This is a genomic window from Rheinheimera salexigens (assembly GCF_001752395.1).
Classification (GTDB): Bacteria; Pseudomonadota; Gammaproteobacteria; order Enterobacterales; family Alteromonadaceae; genus Alishewanella; species Alishewanella salexigens.
In genome coordinates this window covers 1,937,319-1,955,632 of record NZ_MKEK01000001.1, presented here as the reverse complement: position 1 = coordinate 1,955,632, position 18,314 = coordinate 1,937,319, and the positions used below count along the sequence as shown (strand labels likewise).

15 protein-coding genes are annotated in these 18,314 nt (G+C 40.1%); 10 read left to right on the top strand and 5 right to left on the bottom strand.

The window, feature by feature from the left end; genetic code table 11:
- Nucleotides 1–147 precede the first annotated feature (147 nt).
- On the top strand, nucleotides 148–1,200 hold the full coding sequence (locus BI198_RS08930) for an efflux RND transporter periplasmic adaptor subunit (protein WP_070049237.1): 1,053 nt from the start codon (nucleotides 148–150) through the stop codon (nucleotides 1,198–1,200).
- Nucleotides 1,197–4,289 (top strand): efflux RND transporter permease subunit, encoded by a 3,093-nt coding sequence (locus BI198_RS08925; protein ID WP_070049236.1) that lies wholly within the window; start codon nucleotides 1,197–1,199, stop codon nucleotides 4,287–4,289. Before BI198_RS08930 ends, BI198_RS08925 begins: the two co-directional genes overlap by 4 nt.
- Before the next feature lie 85 nt (nucleotides 4,290–4,374).
- Here BI198_RS08925 and BI198_RS08920 read toward each other — a convergent pair whose 3' ends face one another.
- Complete coding sequence (locus BI198_RS08920) at nucleotides 4,375–5,124, bottom strand: SGNH/GDSL hydrolase family protein (protein ID WP_070049235.1); 750 nt, start codon at nucleotides 5,122–5,124, stop codon at nucleotides 4,375–4,377.
- A 238-nt stretch (nucleotides 5,125–5,362) separates the two neighbouring features.
- On the bottom strand, nucleotides 5,363–5,974 hold the full coding sequence (locus BI198_RS08915) for an outer membrane beta-barrel protein (RefSeq protein ID WP_070049234.1): 612 nt from the start codon (nucleotides 5,972–5,974) through the stop codon (nucleotides 5,363–5,365).
- A 243-nt stretch (nucleotides 5,975–6,217) separates the two neighbouring features.
- Between BI198_RS08915 and BI198_RS08910 the strand changes: the two genes are divergently transcribed.
- A complete protein-coding gene (locus tag BI198_RS08910; protein WP_070049233.1) occupies nucleotides 6,218–6,589 on the top strand; it encodes a VOC family protein in 372 nt (123 codons plus the stop codon).
- A 157-nt stretch (nucleotides 6,590–6,746) separates the two neighbouring features.
- Here BI198_RS08910 and BI198_RS08905 read toward each other — a convergent pair whose 3' ends face one another.
- Together BI198_RS08905 and BI198_RS08900 are read right to left on the bottom strand one after the other, a co-directional pair.
- The gene (locus BI198_RS08905; protein WP_268793917.1) at nucleotides 6,747–7,238 is read right to left on the bottom strand and encodes a CarD family transcriptional regulator; all 492 of its coding nucleotides are present in this window, start codon (nucleotides 7,236–7,238) and stop codon (nucleotides 6,747–6,749) included.
- 172 nt (nucleotides 7,239–7,410) lie between these two features.
- Nucleotides 7,411–7,950, bottom strand: a complete 540-nt coding sequence (locus BI198_RS08900; protein ID WP_070049231.1) for a hypothetical protein — start codon at nucleotides 7,948–7,950, stop codon at nucleotides 7,411–7,413.
- A 234-nt stretch (nucleotides 7,951–8,184) separates the two neighbouring features.
- Between BI198_RS08900 and BI198_RS08895 the strand changes: the two genes are divergently transcribed.
- The gene (locus tag BI198_RS08895) at nucleotides 8,185–8,877 is read left to right on the top strand and encodes an aspartate/glutamate racemase family protein (protein ID WP_070049230.1); all 693 of its coding nucleotides are present in this window, start codon (nucleotides 8,185–8,187) and stop codon (nucleotides 8,875–8,877) included.
- Between the two features lie 366 nt (nucleotides 8,878–9,243).
- Here BI198_RS08895 and BI198_RS08885 read toward each other — a convergent pair whose 3' ends face one another.
- Nucleotides 9,244–10,350 carry a serine hydrolase domain-containing protein gene (locus tag BI198_RS08885; protein ID WP_201243466.1) on the bottom strand — a complete coding sequence of 369 codons (1,107 nt, stop codon included), beginning with the start codon at nucleotides 10,348–10,350 and terminating at the stop codon, nucleotides 9,244–9,246.
- Between the two features lie 351 nt (nucleotides 10,351–10,701).
- On the opposite strand from BI198_RS08885, the gene BI198_RS08880 reads away from it, so the two are divergent.
- The 6 genes from BI198_RS08880 (at nucleotide 10,702) to BI198_RS08855 (ending at nucleotide 18,298) form a co-directional block, all read left to right on the top strand.
- Nucleotides 10,702–11,658 (top strand): response regulator, encoded by a 957-nt coding sequence (locus tag BI198_RS08880; protein WP_070049228.1) that lies wholly within the window; start codon nucleotides 10,702–10,704, stop codon nucleotides 11,656–11,658.
- Nucleotides 11,639–12,049 (top strand): Hpt domain-containing protein, encoded by a 411-nt coding sequence (locus BI198_RS08875; RefSeq protein WP_083256590.1) that lies wholly within the window; start codon nucleotides 11,639–11,641, stop codon nucleotides 12,047–12,049. Before BI198_RS08880 ends, BI198_RS08875 begins: the two co-directional genes overlap by 20 nt.
- Complete coding sequence (locus BI198_RS08870) at nucleotides 12,027–12,389, top strand: response regulator (RefSeq protein ID WP_070049227.1); 363 nt, start codon at nucleotides 12,027–12,029, stop codon at nucleotides 12,387–12,389. The genes BI198_RS08875 and BI198_RS08870 overlap by 23 nt, the downstream gene beginning before the upstream one ends.
- A gap of 260 nt (nucleotides 12,390–12,649) precedes the next feature.
- Entirely contained in the window at nucleotides 12,650–17,155 is a 4,506-nt protein-coding gene (locus BI198_RS08865; RefSeq protein ID WP_201243464.1) for an EAL domain-containing protein, read from the top strand.
- Nucleotides 17,156–17,168: 13 nt separating this feature from the next.
- Complete coding sequence (locus tag BI198_RS08860) at nucleotides 17,169–17,990, top strand: sensor histidine kinase (RefSeq protein WP_070050797.1); 822 nt, start codon at nucleotides 17,169–17,171, stop codon at nucleotides 17,988–17,990.
- Nucleotides 17,991–18,049: 59 nt separating this feature from the next.
- On the top strand, nucleotides 18,050–18,298 hold the full coding sequence (locus BI198_RS08855) for a hypothetical protein (RefSeq protein WP_070049225.1): 249 nt from the start codon (nucleotides 18,050–18,052) through the stop codon (nucleotides 18,296–18,298).
- Nucleotides 18,299–18,314: the final 16 nt, after the last annotated feature.

Here is an 18,314-nt window from a genome sequence, read left to right as displayed (position 1 = left end):
TAGCTCTGGTATCAACTCTGGTATAAACATTCGGTGTAAATAGTGATGTTTAAATTTTATAAATATTTATATCAGCGTTTTACTAGTTTAATTAAGACATTATCAATATCCATAAAATAAAAAAAAACACCATTTAAAGGACATAAGATGTTATTGAAACGCCACGTAACTTGGCTTTTTGCACTGTTTGTTGTTGGGACGGTTTTAACGGTAGGCTCAGCACAAGCCCAAATAGCGGGTGCAGGACGCGCAGCGCAGGTTATAACCGCACCAATCAGTTTTGAACAAAAAACTAGTAGAGTAGAAGCTGTTGGTACAGCTGAAGCAATACGATCTGTAGTGGTGTATCCAGCCGTAGCCGATAAAGTAACAGCCGTAAATTTTGTACCCGGTCAGCAAGTTCAGGCCAACGAAGTATTGTTAGAGTTAGACTCTCGTCGGCAAAAAGTAGCGCTAGAGCGGGTAACCATTCAACTGGCCGATGCTAATCGTACGGTTACCCGATTAGAAGAAAGCCGCAAACGCGGTGCGATTGCTCAAAGTGTGTTGGATGATGCACTTACTGCGCGTGATTTATTAAACGTGCAATTAACGGAAGCGCAAACCGAACTGCAAGATAGAACCGTACGCGCACCGTTCTCTGGTGTAGTTGGTTTAACTGACGTTGAGCAGGGCGATCGTATCGGCATAGATACCGCCATTACTACGATTGACCATCGTGAACAATTACTGATTAATTTTAATGCTCCTGAAGCGGCACTGCCTATATTACAAGGCAATGCAAGTGTTGAAGTTGAACCTTGGCAAGCTCAAGGTAAGCGTATTAACGCTGAAATTGCTCAAGTTGACTCGCGTATAGATATAACCAACCGTAGTATTCGGGTTAGAGCCCTATTAGATAATAAAGCCGATTTATATCGTCCGGGGATGAGCTTTCGGGTCATTCTGCAATTAGCGGGTGAGCAATATGCGGTTGTGCCAGAAGCGGCGTTAATGTGGGGCGCGACCAGTGCCTACGTTTGGTTAGTGCAAGAAGGTAAGGCACACAAAGTTGACGTGCAAATTATGCAGCGTTTAAGTGGCCGCTTATTAGTGTCGGGTGCATTGCAAAAAAACGATCAATTAATTGTCGAAGGCGTACAAAGTTTACGCCAAGGCCAGAGCGTAAATGTGGTAACTGCACAAGGTAATCAGTTATGAGCAAGCCGTTGCTACAACATGATTTACCCTCATTAGCTATTCGCCGACCGGTACTTATTGTTGTATTTAATCTACTGATTATTATTGCTGGTTTTGCGGCACTTAATGCTATTGAAGTGCGTGAATTACCTGATGTCGACCGGCCGATAGTGTCGGTAACAGCGGCTTTTCCTGGCGGGTCACCAGAAACCGTTGACACTGAAGTCACCAGTAAACTAGAAGGTGCTGTCGCGCGCGTTAGCGGGGTTAAATCAATCAATGCCTCAAGTGAAGAAGGCAGCTCGCGGATTAGAGTTGAATTTCGCCCAGGCATTAATTTAGACGATGCCGCCAACGAAGTGCGGGAAGCGGTAAGCCGAGTACAGCGCGAACTACCTAATACCGTAGAGCGTTTAGCTATTATTAAAGCCGATAACGATGCTCAATCGGTAGTGAGTCTTGCTGTTTCCAGTGAAACATTAGATTTAGAAAGCCTAACCGAGCGAGTAGAAACGGATTTAGCACCTCTATTTTTAAGTATTCCTGGTGTTGCAGATGTGCGCTTAAACGGCGATCGCGAGCGAGTATTGCGGGTGCTGTTAGATCCTCTTCGCTTAACCAGCTTTAACTTGTCGGTTACCGATGTAGCCGCTGCCCTACGTTTGGCACCGTTTGATGTGCCTGCGGGTAGTATGAAATCCACCGATCAGCAACTTATCGTCCGCGCCGATGCCACTTCAATTAGTGCCGAGCAGGTTGCCGATATTATTGTTAGTGGTAACACCCGTATTGGTGATGTAGCAACCGTATATTTTGGCCCTGCTGATGCCCAAAGTTTAGTGCGATTAGATGGTAAACCCGTTATTGGCTTAGGCGTTATTCGCCAAGCGCGCTCTAATACTATCGAAATTTCTGACGAAGTACTGGCGTTAGTCGCACAAGCGCAAAGTCGCTTTCCAGATCTACAAATGCAAGTTACCTCGGATGACGCTGAGTTTATACGCAGCTCGGTAAAAGAGGTGATTACATCGTTATTGTTAACGATTGTACTGGTGGTGGCAACATTATGGCTGTTTATTGGTTCTGGCCGCGCCACTATAGTGCCGGCACTATCGATACCCGTATCGCTAATAGGTGCTTTGGCCGCGATTTGGCTAATGGGTTTTTCCATCAATATACTGACCTTATTAGCGCTGGTGTTAGCCACCGGCCTAATAGTAGATGATGCTATTGTGGTCACTGAAAATATTCAACGTCGGCGCAGCATGGGCTTAGGTGCTCGGGCGGCGGCGGTTATTGGTACGCGTGAAGTGTTTTTCGCCGTTGTTGCCACAACCGCTGTATTAGTAGCCGTGTTTGTACCTATCGCTTTTTTACCCTCAACGGCAGGTCGTTTATTCCGTGAGTTTGGTGGCGTATTAGCGATAGCGGTAATTATATCTTCGTTTGTAGCATTATCATTAGTACCTGCATTGACGGCGCGTTTACCTATTAAAGCGAAAAAAACCAGCCGGTTAGCAAACTTTGGTAATTGGCTGCTTGGCTGGTATCAACGCAGCTTACATATCGCCTTAGATAAAGCTTGGCTGGTATTTATCGCCAGTATGGTTGCGGCGTTAGTTGCCATTAGTTTGTACACTCAGTTAGATAACGAACTAATGCCTTCAGAAGATCGCGGTACTATTCGCGTGTTTGCCCGAGGACCAGACGGTGTGGGTTTAAACTTTATGGATCGCCAAGCAGATAAAATGGAAGAAATTTTGCTGCCTTATGTTAATGGCGGTGATATTGATTCTATTTATACGGTTGTGGGGCAGTGGGACCCTAATTTAGCGTTTATCACGGTACCGCTAAAGCATTGGGATCAACGTTCGCGCTCGCAACAAGAAATTATAGATGAAATTAAAGGCCCATTATCTGAAATACCCGGCGCTCCTGCCCGTGCTTTTGGCTCTAACAGTTTAAATTTGCGCGGCCAAGGCGGTGGGTTGGAATTAGCCTTAACCGGCCAAAGTTATGCTGAAATTTTTGCCGCCGCGCAGCAGTTCAGTAAAATTATTCAGCAGCAATTGCCAGAACTTGGCGTACCTCGTATATCGTATCAACCAACTCAGCCGCAATTAAGGGTGAATATCGACCGCCGCCGTGCAGAAGAGCTTGGTGTGCCTTTATCTGATATTGCTACCACGTTACGCGTTGCTATAAATGGCGATGACTTAGCCGATTTAAACGTTGGCGATCAAGCTATTCCCATTATTTTACAAGCGCAAAGCCAGCAGATAAAAGATCCTACCGACTTGGCTAACTTATATGTGGGTTCAAGTAGTGGTGCCTTAGTGCCGTTGTCTAGTCTCGCCCATATTACAGAAGAAGGCGTAGCAGCAGAATTAGAACGCCAAGCGCAACGTCGCGCCATTGAGATGGAGATGCAATTACCCGATGATATGCCGCTGCAACAAGTGGTAGAACAGCTGCGCAGTTTGGGTGAACAGCATTTACCTAGCAGCATTGGCTTACTGTTCTTAGGCGAGGCTTTAACCTTTGAAGAAACCGCACGCGAAATTACCTTAACCTATGTATTAGCCTTTGTTATTGTATTGTTGGTATTAGCGGCACAGTTTGAAAGCGTTAATAGTGCAGTAGTGGTAATGGCGACGGTGCCTTTTGGTATAGCAGCCGCCTTATTTGCATTATTTTTAACCGGCACTTCTATTAATATTTACTCGCAAATTGGTTTGGTAATGTTAATTGGCTTATTGGCTAAAAATGCCATTTTATTGGTGGAGTTTGCCGATCAGCTACGCGACCAAGGTTATGAAGTGCGTAAAGCGGTGGAGCAGGCTGCGAGTATTCGATTACGGCCAATTACCATGACGTTGTTATCAACTTTATTTGGCGCATTACCGCTTATTTTATCAACCGGTGCCGGTGCAGAAGCCCGTAACGCCATTGGTTGGGTAGTGTTTGGTGGCTTAGGGATTGCAGTGGTATTTACGCTCTATCTCACGCCAGTGTTATACCTAGCACTAGCACGCTTTACTAAACCACGTGCTGATGAAACGAAGCGACTGCAAACAGAACTTGATCACGCCGAGCAGTTAGAGGGCTAAGTTAAGCAAATGAAAAAAGCAGCGCTATTGTCGCTGCTTTTTTTTGCTTATAAGCGCAAGTAAGGGCTTCTAATTTTGTCTATGCTTACAAAGTCCCTGATATACAAAGACTTTTGTTTAGCTGAAATGCCTCGCTTAACTTCTGCGCCCAAATGGCACAACCTAAAGCTGAAGGATGGAAACCATCGGCAGCAAACATATCTTCGGTTAATGGCATCTCAGCGTTAACAATTATGGCTTTAGGCCAGTTAACCAATTCACTGTGCAATACTTGGTTTAACTCCGCCGCCTTTATGCCCAGCCAGTGATTAAGCGGTGACGGCAGAGCTATAAATTGCTGCATATCCGGAATCGCACTAAACAAGACTATTGGTTCAGCAAAAGGATCAGCAAACTTGCTATGAATACAGGACATTAATTGCTGAATTTGGATGCGATATGCTTGAGCTGAACGCAATGCAGTAACATCATTAACGCCAATAGAAACAACTACAACATCAAATTTTTGCGCCGGTAGCGCCTGCAACATATTAACTAATTCTTTGCTTGAAAAGCCGGTTTTGGCGTGTAACTGCCATTGTAATTGATGTGCACCTGATAACTGATTGATTAAATGGCCACTTAGGGCATCTTGCTGATCGGCAATTCCCACGCCCGCAGCGGCTGAGTCGCCGCAAATCAATAATCGTAACGGCTTACCCATACCGTGTTCACCATAACGCTTTCCATTGGCCTCTGGCAAACGAAGTGCTAATTTACGCACCCGTTTACCTTGCCAAAGTAGTACAGGCCAACATAATAACGTTAATAAATACCAGCGTAAGCTGTAGCGCATTAGAACCTTATTTTACTAGAATTTAATTGCCACACTTGTCATTAGTATAGAAGCTAAATTGCTTAAAGTGCCACTAACACTATCAATATTATAGGTTTTGTTATTGTTAAGTTCTGTTACAAAAACAGTTGTTCGGGACTCGCTATCTTTTCGGTATTAATATGAGAGAATATTTAGGACGGGTCACCAATAAAAAAGCAGCGCTAATGTCGCTGCTTTTTTTTGTTATAAGCGGTAGTTAGAAATTCAACACCACACCGGTTGAAAGTAGTTTAGTATCACTTTCAAACATATAATTGGCGTACAGATCAAACATATCTGTTAACTTAACACGCGCAGATAAGTCAGCGAAAGTCGTACTTGATGAATCCGCATTGTAATATCTTATGGCTGCACCTAGTTCTACTCTGGGTGCAACACGGTATCTAAAACCGGCACCGGCTTGAAAGCCATCAGAATTTTCATCTCTAAAACCACTTACACCAGCTGTTGAGCGAATATAACCACCCTCAAAAAAAGCATCAATGTTTTCTGTTGCTGCTTGGCGCATACCGATACGAGCAGAAAACTCTGATAAATCTAGTGACATGCCTAAGATATCATCAAAGGGTATGCTGCCCGATAATTCAGTATACGAAGCTGCTAAATAGATTGATTCGGAAAATAAAAAACTGCCGTTAACTTGATAACCATCAGGTTTAAAGTCTTTACTCACCATGTTGCTAATGTTTGCTTTAGCATAACCAGCACTAACATAACTCCAACTGATATCAGGCTTTGACGCTGCTAAAGTAGTAAAACTAGTACAACTTAAAATAGCCAATGTAAGACTAACAATAAGTACTTTCATAATTCCTCTGTAATATTTTAGTAATTTAATCGTTGGTTTATAACGTCTATACATATACTTGTAAACAATAATGTTAACACCAAAAGAAATAAAGTCATGTTTTATATTAACAAAATATCTTTTTAACCTTAAAGTTACTTAATTTGACAATCGCAGGCTACTACACAGGACAAATCGACAGGACAAATCGCACTTTTTGGATTATTGTTTGAGTAATGGCATTAATAGGACAAGGAATTATTTATGCAAGTGGGGTGTTTTTCAATAAGTTTATCGGTTAAAAATCTAGCTGTGTCGCAAGCTTTTTATGAAAGGCTTGGTTTTATCGTCTTCGCAGGCGAACTGGCGCATAATTTTTTAATTATGAAGAATGGCGATACTAATATAGGTCTGTTTCAAGATATGTTTGCAGGTAACATTTTGACTTTTAATCCGGGCTGGGATCAACGGGCAAACAAACTTGATAAATTCACTGATGTGCGAGAAATTCATAAGTATTTAAAAGCAAACGGAGTAGAGATAAAGCAAAATGCAATTAAAGAATCAAGTGGTCCTGCTAGCTTTGTTATTTCCGATCCTGATGGCAACACTATTATGTTTGATCAACATGTATAAAAAGGCTAGTGAATAGCAGGTTTAGTTCTAAATATACATAAACTGTAAGCAGGTAAGGGTAGATGGAATGTAGGTGGAGATATAAGGGGAATAGAGCACTACAAAAAAACTAAAACCACGAAATACGCAAAGTCTGCGCATTCGTGGCTTTAATGTATTACGCCACTGTAGGTTGTGGAGATATGGCGTCTGTAATCAACTCATTAACTCTTTCTTGAGTTTTGCCTAAGGCTTCGGCCATTTCTTCACAAAGAAACTCTAGGCCTAAACTTAGATGTTTACGGTCAGTTGCACTTAACGTGGTGTGTTCTTGCATTGCAGTTAAACCTTTTACCACTTCAGCGTAACGATAGGGGTCGCCTTTATCAATAGCGGCTTGGTTAGCTGTCGCACGAACTTTCCACTGCTCGCTTAACTTACCTTTCCAGTTTTGCAAATGGCTAATAATTTTTCTAGCTTCCTTGGCACTGATAATACTGCGAATAGTGCTCGGCATATTATTAGCGGGCACCTGCCAAGTGAGGCCATTACGGGCGAAGTAAAGCTTAACAAACTTAGCTTTGCTTTCACCAGCAAGACTTTTTTTACTTATCATTTTTACGATACCGATACCATAACCGGCATGATAGATACGATCGCCTTGATTAATATTGATAATAATCTCCTTAATCTTAGAAAAACCCTTGAAGCAAAAAATATTTTATAATCAGTATCTTACGCTATTTTGGTATAAAAATCAAGTTGGGTCTTATATCAGCTAACAACCTGATATACAACCTAATAATTATAATTTTTTATACTAGCTATTGGATAATTAATAACTAATCACTAGATATAACTTGAACTGGTGATGTTTCTAATTCGGGTTCATCTTGAATGCCAAAATAAGCTAAAGAAGATACTAATGCCATTATTATTAATCCAATTATAAGCTTACGGCTAAAAGGCCAATTAGGCTTAACTAAATCTACAGCAACTACCGTCAAAACCCCCATATGGGCACCAAGTAGTAAAGCGCTACTGCCTTTACTTTGTGCAAAATCTAATAAACGTTTAGCTTGGTTTTCTGCATGACTTGAGGTTTCAACGAAATGATAATCCTGCAATAGTTTACTGACTTGATTTACATTAGCGTTTCTAATGCCATCAATGACATAACTACCCGCTTTATAGGTAAGGCCCAGTGAGGTGCCCTTAGTTAATAAGGGGGCAATATCACCTTCTTTTTTATTGGTTTTTATCTGGCTTGGTTTTGCATCAACGAGGTTAAGCTGTACTGAAACATTAGTAGAATCTTTAGTTTGCACAGTAACAGTGTGTTTACTCAAAGGTTTCGCTGGAGCTGTAGATTGAATATGCATAACAGTTTACTCCGCACAGTTTTTGAATAATTTCAGCCTAAATTAATACTGTAATTTTAGCTCAAAATTTGTGCATCTGCTTGGAGGCACTTAGCTAACTATTATCGGCTAGTGTTTTAAACATACGTTGATGAATAATGGCGTATATTTTTGTAATTAATTCTGTAAAGCTTAGGGAGCACAATCAAATCTTGCCATCAGTTGTTACTATGCACATTTGAGTGAACCTATAATATGAAAACCATCGGCATGCTCGGCGGAATGAGTTGGGAGTCCACATCCAACTATTATAAAGCCATTAATGAAGGTGTTAAAATAGCGCTGGGTGGTCTGCACTCGGCTAAAATTTGTATGTACAGCGTAGACTTCGATGAAATCGAAAAGTTACAACATCAAGCAAACTGGAGAAGAACGGCTGAAATTTTATCTAAAGCAGCAATGTCAGTTGAGGCCGGCGGAGCCGACTTTCTTATAATTTGCACCAACACAATGCATAAAGTAGCTGCAGAAATTTCCTCAAAAATATCTATACCAATTCTGCATATTGCAGACGCAACGGCAGACCAGCTGCAACAAGACAATGTAAAATGCGTAGGTCTACTAGGTACAAAGTTCACAATGGAACAAGACTTCTACAAGGGACGTCTAACAGAAAATTACAATATTCAAGTGCTAATTCCTGAGCCCGACGAACGAGAAATTGTTCATCAAGTCATATATTCTGAGTTATGCTTGGGTAAAATTGTTGAATCATCAAGATCTAAATTTCTAAAGATAATTGAAAATTTACATGCAAATGGTGCCGAAGCAATAGTGTTGGGTTGCACTGAAATAGCACTGCTTATTCAGCAACAACATACATCTGTTCCTTTGTATGACACTACCGATATTCATGCGTCAGCAGCAGTGAAACTTGCACTTTTGTAGTTTAATTTATAGTTGCAATCTAACGTTATATTTAAGGAGTTAGTCGGCATGAGTTTTGTAATAGAAATCTTTGCTTGGTTATTCATTGAAACTATATTTGGTTTTATTTTTTATTCAACAGGCTGCTTAATTCTAAAGTTAATTACCTTTGGCCAGTTTAAAATGGAGTTTAAGGATTTCGGCGCTTATAAGGTGAGTAAATCTAGAAAGGTCAATTTAATTTGTTTGTTGGGAATAACTTTTTACATATTATTAATTGTGTTGATAGCCTATTTAAATAATTAAAATAGAACAAAATTTAATTTTCGAGGGTAGGGCTACACTCTAAATCGTATCAATTAAACAAAAGGGGTGTAATCACCCCGGTTAGCGAACAACGAAGGTTGCAAGAAACGCCTGAACAAATTTAGAACGTTCGATCTCTGCCTTATCTAGTGGATTATCCCACCAGATACCTTCACTATTTGCCAAGATGATAAAACTGAGGTTCAGGGCTGGTACCTTCAAATACAGCGCAGAATAAGCGTTCTCCCACCACCCCGAGTGCCACACGATAGTATGGCCTTTGTAATCCTGTACAAACCAACCCAAGCCGTAAGGAAATTCCTTTCCGTTAATTGACTGCATTGCTGCCATCATTTCGGCACGCGACTTCGCTGAGATTAGTACACTCTGATCGAGCGCGACGTCGAACTTTGCTAAGTCAAGAACCGTGGTAACAACACCACCGGCAGCACCGTCTCCCTGTGCCGGCAGCGCTGGTGCCCGTACGATCATTCCTGCATTGTCAAGGGTATAGGGCGGGGCGAGTCGTTGGGCTAAGTCTTTACGTAACGGTAAATTCCGATGTTGTCGGGCCGAGTTTTTCATGCCAGCTGGCACGAAAACGTATTGCTCAACGAGGGACGAGAATGAATTGTTAGCCACGGCCATCATTGGCCGCGATGCCCAAGAGTATAAAACGGGGTTATACGAAAACCTAGTGCCTGGCGTTCCCGTAGCCGTATGAGACAGCAAGTGTCGAAGGGTGTGACTCGGGGGCTGGCAGCTTAGGTCTTGGGCGAAAATGGAAGGTTGTCGGCTGAAGGCGCTGCAAAAATCTATCCATTCGCTGTATTGCGCCATCGGTCTGTCCAAATCAAGCAATCCCGCCTCAACAAGCCGAAGCGCAACAACAGCAGAGAGGGGTTTCGAAACCGAAGCGATGTTGTAGGGAGTATCGGCGGTAGCGGGAATGCCGTTTTCAACATCGGCATAGCCTAAGCCTAATGCCAGAACCACTGCATGATCCTTCACAACAACGATGGACAATCCTGGAATGTTAGCTTCTTTACGCAGAGCGTCTATACCTTGGATGAATGCTGAAACATCATAAGATTCAACGCTGGTTTGCACGTCATTCATTTCGGCCGCTAAGCTTGCCGTAGCCAGAAAAAACTGGAGGATGAAGAGTAACTTTATTGGGCTATCCACTTATTCACCTGCCAAAAATAATTGCAGTTCAATTATACTGAGTAAGGTTTTCATATGAATTTCTATTACCTTTTGAAGGGGATCTTTGCCCAACGTCAGCCATGTACTATTTCTAGTATAGGATAGATTTTTCAGTTCCTGTTTTGTAGTGATGAAAAAGGGGAGGCGCCGTTGCATGCCTAAATTTGAAACATTAAGTCATCGCTGAGTAATGGGTAACTTATTAAAATTTATTATTAGTCTAGTTCATTGTGATTATTTTGGTAGAATCATATATTTAGCGCTTAGCTTGGTATTTTAAACTAAAATTAATTAGCAATTTTCAATTTGTTATTAGGGAACCATTGATTCATGCTGCTTAAAAATTTTAATGTTCTAGTAGTGGATGATGTTCCCTTAATGTGTAACTTTCTATACGGAGTTGCCAATAAAATACATGGCTGTAAAGCCTATAAAGCGTTTGACTATAAAACCGCAACTGACATTTTAGAAAACGAGCCTATTGATTTATTAATAACTGATATTGAGTTAAAGGATGAAAGTGGCCTTAATCTCATGATTAAAGTTAGAACTGGCTCATTCAGCGAAACTGCCCACGATATACCCATTATTGTTTTTTCCGTCAATGCATACAGAGAATTATTACAACAATGTATGTTACTTGATGTTAATGACTTCCTTGTTAAGCCAGTCACTTATGCTTTTTTAACCCAGAAAATATGTGATCATTTAAAGCAAGAAAAACTTATACAGCCATCCAACTATTATATTGAATTAATGCAAAAGCTCTCGGAACCAAAACTTTTGAATGAAGCCGTTAAACGCAAATTGAGTGTGGCAATTGTATTACAATCAGAGCAAAAAACTGAAGATCCTGAAAAAACACTTGAAGGCCTCGATAATAAAGAAAATAAACGCGATTTCTTGTATTGGCCAGAAAACATTACGTCAGGGTACTATCAGTTAGATCGTCGATTAAAGAATCTTGCATTTACTCTAAGTTGTTTTTATAACGTTTACATTAATAATCGTAAGCCTGTTGCTATAGATACTGAACGCAAACGGGCATGTGTCGCTGCAGATTATTTATTACACATCGCTAAAAACATGCGCCAACGTGACCCTAGGCCTGAATTTTGGAGTGTTTTTCAGATGCGCTTAGACAAACTTCAACCTCTAATGGATGAATTAGCTACGATCAATTTAAAACATAATACTCAAGTATCTGCTTTGCTAAAAAAAATAGCTTACTGGTGGATGCAAACCTGTAACTGGCCTTTAGTGCAAATTGAGGACGCAGAAGATTAAAACCCAAATCTGTGATCCAACAATTCTTAATCTGCAAATTCTAGCTGATATTTACGGTGATGAAAGTTCTGAAACTATCGTTGCTGCACTATCGGGATTTTATCAAGCAGCAAAACCTTATATAACGGCTTTACAGCAATCGTTTTTAGAACAAGACCTGTCAGCTTTATCAACAGTTGCACATAGTCTAAACGGGATATGTGGCCTTACTGGTGTAATACGTCTTGCTACATTATGTCGCCAGTTAGAGCAGGCCGCTAAAGCTAAGCAAAAATCAGTAGTTTCAAACTTGATGGCAGAACTTACTGTTCACTGGCCTGTACTAGAAAAACAGCTTAACTTTGTATTAAAACAATACGGAGGGGCTGATGCTGAAGGTATTATTTGTTGATGATGAACCATTTATTTTAGATGCTTATCTGCGAATGTTAAGAAACACAAGTTTTCAATGTTTTACTTTGTCAGATAGTCGTCAACTGTTCCAGCATCCCGCAATTAGCGAGTTAGATATCATAGTTGTTGATCAACAAATGCCTCATGTTACGGGTATAGAAATCGTGCAGAAGCTTGAACAACATTTTCCTCATATCAAGCGGGTATTAATTAGTGGTGACCTTGACTATGCGCTACGCGAACTTTCTACAACAGCCACAACAGCCACAATAGACGCAGCATTACAGAAACCTTTCACTAAAGCAGTTTTATTAGATTGCTTGTTAACTTTAATTTGAACCTGATAAGAGTATTTATGAGAACAATAGCTAGAAAAAATCTCGTGAGTTTTGTCAATTATAGCCTTTTTTACAGTAGCTTAGGTTTTTTGATATTAGGTTGCCTGTTTGTTGGGTTAAGCAAGTTGCTTACTCTTGGTGACGATATTTACAATGTTATTTTGCCTCTCAACGTCATGCTGTTATTGGCGTGCACAGCTTTGTCGTTAATTGCGATAACTCGCCAATTTACTGTTCTTTTTGTATCAGGCCTCAGCGCTATGCTGTGCATATTATTATTAAGTTCGCCTTTATTAGCCAATATTCCAATTGAAAATTTCACAATGCCTTGGTTGCAACTAGTCAGTTGGATACTGCTAACCTTTGGCTTGATCGGTAAGTTTAAAAGAGATCATTCTGGTTGGAGAATCTTGAGTTGGGTTAGTTTTATTATTTTAGCCGGGTTAATGCTGGCTTTGCTGGTGGCTAATACCGGTAATTTAGGCAGCATCCAGTTTTCAGACCGGCCTTCAGTGGCCCTTAATACGGTAATTTTTATTCTTTTTTCTGTAATAGCAGGTTTAACAGCGCCATCCACTTTACGTTTTAGTTGTAGCTTAGGTACATGCCTAGCTTTGTTGCTGACTATTGCTACGATAGCGCTCTGGTTGAGCTTTATGCATCAATTAGAAATAAGTAATCAAAAGCTAATGCAGAAAACAGTTATAAATTTTCAGCAAGAAACTAAAGATGCCTTACAAGAACAAAAAGATTTAATTCAGCGCATGGTGGAGCGGCTGTCAGCAACAAACGCGAGTTATTTACCAAATCAAATAGAGTTAGATTTAAACTCTTATTTACGTGACTTTAGTTCACTTGATTATATTGCGGTTCTAAATAGTAGCGGTAATGTGCAGTATTCCGCGGCTCAAGCTTTAGACATTAAGCAAGGTTTTGATGCTCATTTTAATAATGATTATGTTTTGTTACCCACAGTGTTGAATAATAACTTTAACTTTTACTATAACCAGCAATTAGATGAATTTTTTATTAGAGTGACATTAGCTCAGCCTAATACCTTGGGCTTATCTGAGGTTCTTGCTGCCATAAATGTTAAAAAGCTTATGCAATCAGTCGTTTCTATAATTGTTCCAACTGGCTATGCAATGACATTGGTTTATGACGACAAATCAGATTTTTTGCTAAGTCAGCTTGACCCGCAACGTCAATATTTCCAACTAGGCAGCTATACCATTAACTCACTAAGTGAACTAAATTGGCGATTACAGCTTTATCGGGATTATGATGTTGAAATTAGTTATGTAAGACAAGTATCTGAAGTGGTTTTAATAGTGGGTTGGCTAGCCTGCTTTTTGGCACTGCTATCGCAACAATGTTTAAAGCGCATGCAATGGCAGCAACAGCGATTAATTATTGCCATTAAAAAATTAAAAAGTAGCCTTAAGTTACAAAAGGAACTTCAAACTAATCATCTTGAGTTTAAAGATAACTCAACCTCGCTTCTATGCATTATTGATAATAACGGTATATTTGAGGAAGTCAGTAAAGCAAGCAACTGGGTATTAGGTTATTCAGAACAAGAACTTGAAGGGCGTAATCTTTTAGATTTTGTGCATCCTGATGACCGCCAACATACCGAACATGAATTTGCAGAATTACTTAACAGCCATGACAGCCTAAACTTTCGCAGCCGATATATCCATAAAGATGGCAATGTTGTGCATTTGATGTGGTCGGGTCAATATGCAGAAGCTACCCAGAAAATATATGCTGTAGCCAAGGATGTCAGTAATATTGTTAAAGCGGAACGCTATCAAGCGGCTCAGCAACGCATTTTGCAGCTTATTGCCGTAGAAGCACCAATTGATGAGATATTAAAGCAAATTTGTTTAATGGTTGAAGAGCAAAACTCATCTGTTAAAGCTTGTGTCATGCTAAAAGTAAATCAACATTTGAAAATTGTCTCAGCTCCTTCGTTAAGTCAAGCTTACCATTCGGCTTTAGCTGTAGTGCCTATTGCTAATAATATGGGCTCATGTGGTACATCCGCTTTTCAAAAAAATCTCGTTATTGTTGCAGATATTGCTAGCGATCATAAATGGAACCAATTCGCAGATATTGCTTTAGCAGAAAATTTAGCGGCGTGCTGGTCTATGCCTCTGCTATTACAGGATCAAACTGTTTTAGGGACCTTCGCATTATATTGCGACAATGCGCGCGAGCCTAATAAAGAGGAATTAGCATTACTAGAGTCAGGTTGCAGCTTTGCAACCAATGCGATAGAACAATCACAGCAAAAACGTTTACTTTCAGAAAGTGAACAACGCTTTAGATCGTTTTACCAATTCAACCCAGATATCGTTTATATCATTAATAAAAAAGGTTACTTTGTCGATACAAACCAGGCTGGTTCTGACTTGCTAGGATGGTCAGTAAACGAGCTAAAACAAATGCATAGTAGTCGAATTATCTTCGATGAAAAATTAATCGAAGCGTCAAAATACTTTACCAACGCGCTAACAGGTGAGGCTCAAAGTTTTGAAACTAGCGTTGTTAGCCGCACAGGCAAGCAACATGAACTACAAATTACCATAATGCCCAGCTGGATAAACGGTAAAGTTGCCGGGGTCATTGGTATAGCTAAAGATATTACCCTACGCCTAAAAACAGAAAAAAAGCTTAGGTTATTTAAAAGAGTTGTTGATGCCAGCTCAAATGGGATAATTATCATTGATATTACCAAATCAGACTTACCAATTAGCTATGTGAATGCGGGTTTTGAAAAGCTAACCGGATACAGTTATGCGGACTCTGTCGGAAAAAATGGCAGCTTTTTGCAAGGTAAAGATCCTGATGTAGTAGTCCAAGAACAGATGCGCACTGCCATCGAAACTATGCAAGAAATTCGTGTTGTGATGAAGCAGTATCGTAAAGATGAGAGTGTATTTTGGTGTAACTTACTTTTATCACCGGTTCCTAATGAAGTTAATGTCATTACCCATTATATCGGCATTCTCACTAATATAACTGAGTTAAAAAAATACGAGCAGGAGTTAGCGTACAATTCTTCGCATGATCTACTCACCGGCTTGCCTAATCGTAATCTTTTACGAGATCGACTATCACAAAGTTTAACCATGAGTACGCGACATCAGATGAATGTGGCGATAATTATGATCAATATAGATGGTTTTAAATTAATAAATGAAAGCCTAGGCCACTTAATTGGTGATGAAGTTCTTCGCCAATTAAGTGTTCGAATTCAAAAGCAAATTCAACCAGGCGACACCTTAGCCAGAATGGGCGGGGATGAGTTTGTTATATTACTACCTGATTTTAATGAGTCTACGCAATTAAATACTTTGGTTTCAGCGCTTCGCACTGCTATCGCGATCCCATTTGACATTAACGGTAAAGAATTTCAAATATCGGCCAGCATCGGTGTCAGCATTTCTGAGGGGGGGGTAGATGAGCCCATGGAGCTTGTTAAGCAGGCTGGTATGGCGATGTATCAGGCTGAATTACTAGGTCGAAATAATGCCCAGTGGTACAACCCAGAAATGGAAAAAATACTTAATAAACAATTAAGTTTAAGAGCTATGCTCAAGCAAGCATTAGCCAATCAGCAATTTGAACTTTATTACCAACCACAAGTAGAAGCGGGCAGCGGGCGTTTAGTTGGCTTAGAAGCTTTGTTGCGCTGGAAGCATCCTGAAATAGGCTTTATTGGCCCCGATGAATTTATTCCGATAGCCGAGGAAATGGGCTTAATAGTTGAGATTGGTCAGTGGGTAATAGAACAAGCTGCAACTTATAACCGCTCATTACAAGAGCGGGGGATTATTGACCTGATTATTGCAGTGAATGTGTCAGCGCTACAATTTAATGAGGAAAATTTTGTTGAGCAACTTGAACAAACTTTACATAAAGTACAACTAGAACCTAAATGGTTCGAATTAGAATTAACAGAATCACTACTATTAGACAATATTGAACAAGTAGTACATAAGTTGCACCATCTTAAACAACTTGGCATTAATATTTCTATTGACGATTTTGGAACTGGTTATTCTAGTTTGAGTTATTTGAAGCGCTTACCTATAGACAACCTAAAAATTGATCGATCTTTTATTCGCGAAATAGTAACCGATCAAAAAGATGCAGCTATCACACGTGGTATTATTGCTATGGCTCATCAACTAGGTGTAAAAGTTATTGCTGAAGGTGTGGAAACAATAGCGCAATCAACTTTATTATATAAGTATTCGTGTGATGATTTACAAGGATACTATTTTTCAAAACCACTTCCCGTAGCAAAGCTAGAGATATTTTTGCAGCAGTACTTGCCCACCGAAAACGCAGAAGTTGATGCTGAACAACAAACCTTATTATTGGTTGATGATGAAGAGAATATCTTGCACTCGCTGAAGCGAATGTTACGCAAACAACCCTATAATGTGCTTACTTGCAATTCGGCGGAACAAGCGTTTGAGTTACTGGCTTTGCACAACATACAGGTTATTGTTTCCGATCAAAGAATGCCCAAAATGAGTGGAACAGAATTCTTTAGCCGAGTGAAAGACATGTATCCCAATACCATCCGAATAGTATTATCCGGATATACCGATCTTCGTTCAGTTACGGACGCAATTAACCACGGTTCGATTTATAAATTTATTACCAAGCCTTGGCAGGATAATGAGCTTATGGAAGAGATAACGAATGCATTTCGTCTATACAAGCAAAACCAGCGCAATAATAAATAAGGATAGCCTATATATGTCTACAGAGCAGTTAGAAATCGAAGGGCTTAAGCAGCAAGTCAAAATATTAACAGAACAGTTAATGCATTCTGAAAAACTCGCTTCTTTAGGACAACTCGCCGCTGGTGTTGCCCATGAGATTAATAACCCCATTGGTTATGTTGCATCTAATCTGGGATGCTTAAAAGAATATACCGATAGTCTTATTTTACTGATACGGCGGATGAGTGAGATCTTGCCAATAGACCAAAGCCATGAGCTGAAGGAAAAGTATGAGTTTGATTATATTATCGAAGATTTACCCACACTTATTGCCCAGTCTGAAGCTGGATTACAGCGTGTTATTGAAATAATACGTGATCTGAAAGATTTCTCGCACCTTGAAGATGCAGAATTTGTTGAAGCTGACTTACATTCAGGCATTCAGAGCACGCTTAACATTATTGCTAATGAACTGAAATATAAAGCAGATCTGAAGCTAAACTTAGCTGATATTCCATTGATTTCATGTATTCCCTCGCAGATAAATCAAGTCCTGCTCAATTTTTTGTTAAATGCAGCCCAAGCTATCGATAAACGCGGCGTTATAACAATAAATACCGGTTTTGATGACAATTGGGTTTGGTTTAGTGTTGAGGATAATGGCTCTGGTATAGAAAAAGATCAACTGGAAAAGATCTTTCAGCCTTTTTTTACCACCAAAGACAAAGGACAAGGGACGGGCCTTGGCTTGGCATTATCTCGCAGTATAGTAGATAAGCATCAGGGGATTCTTGAGGTCAAAAGTGAATTAGGCATTGGAAGCTGTTTTACAGTCAAACTGCCTAGAATAAGGTGATCGAATAATTTAAGAGTATGCTTTAGTAGCTGTTTAGCTAGCAAACAGGGGAGACGGCTTTGTCTTTTTCGGTTATCACCTTGCCGCCACATCCCAAGCTTAGCAACATTCACACTAAAGCCTCGCCACTATTACTACCGCCCGAACCAGAGCTAATTAATGCCTGGCTAGATGACAATGTCACAGATCCAGTGATATTCGATGACTTACTAAAGCCTCGTATACCAGTAGATTTAATCGCACAACAGATTGATAAGCCGAGTAGTTACAATTCAATAGCTGAAGCCTTTGAAATTAGATCTGATTAATGCTCGTAGGGTTGAT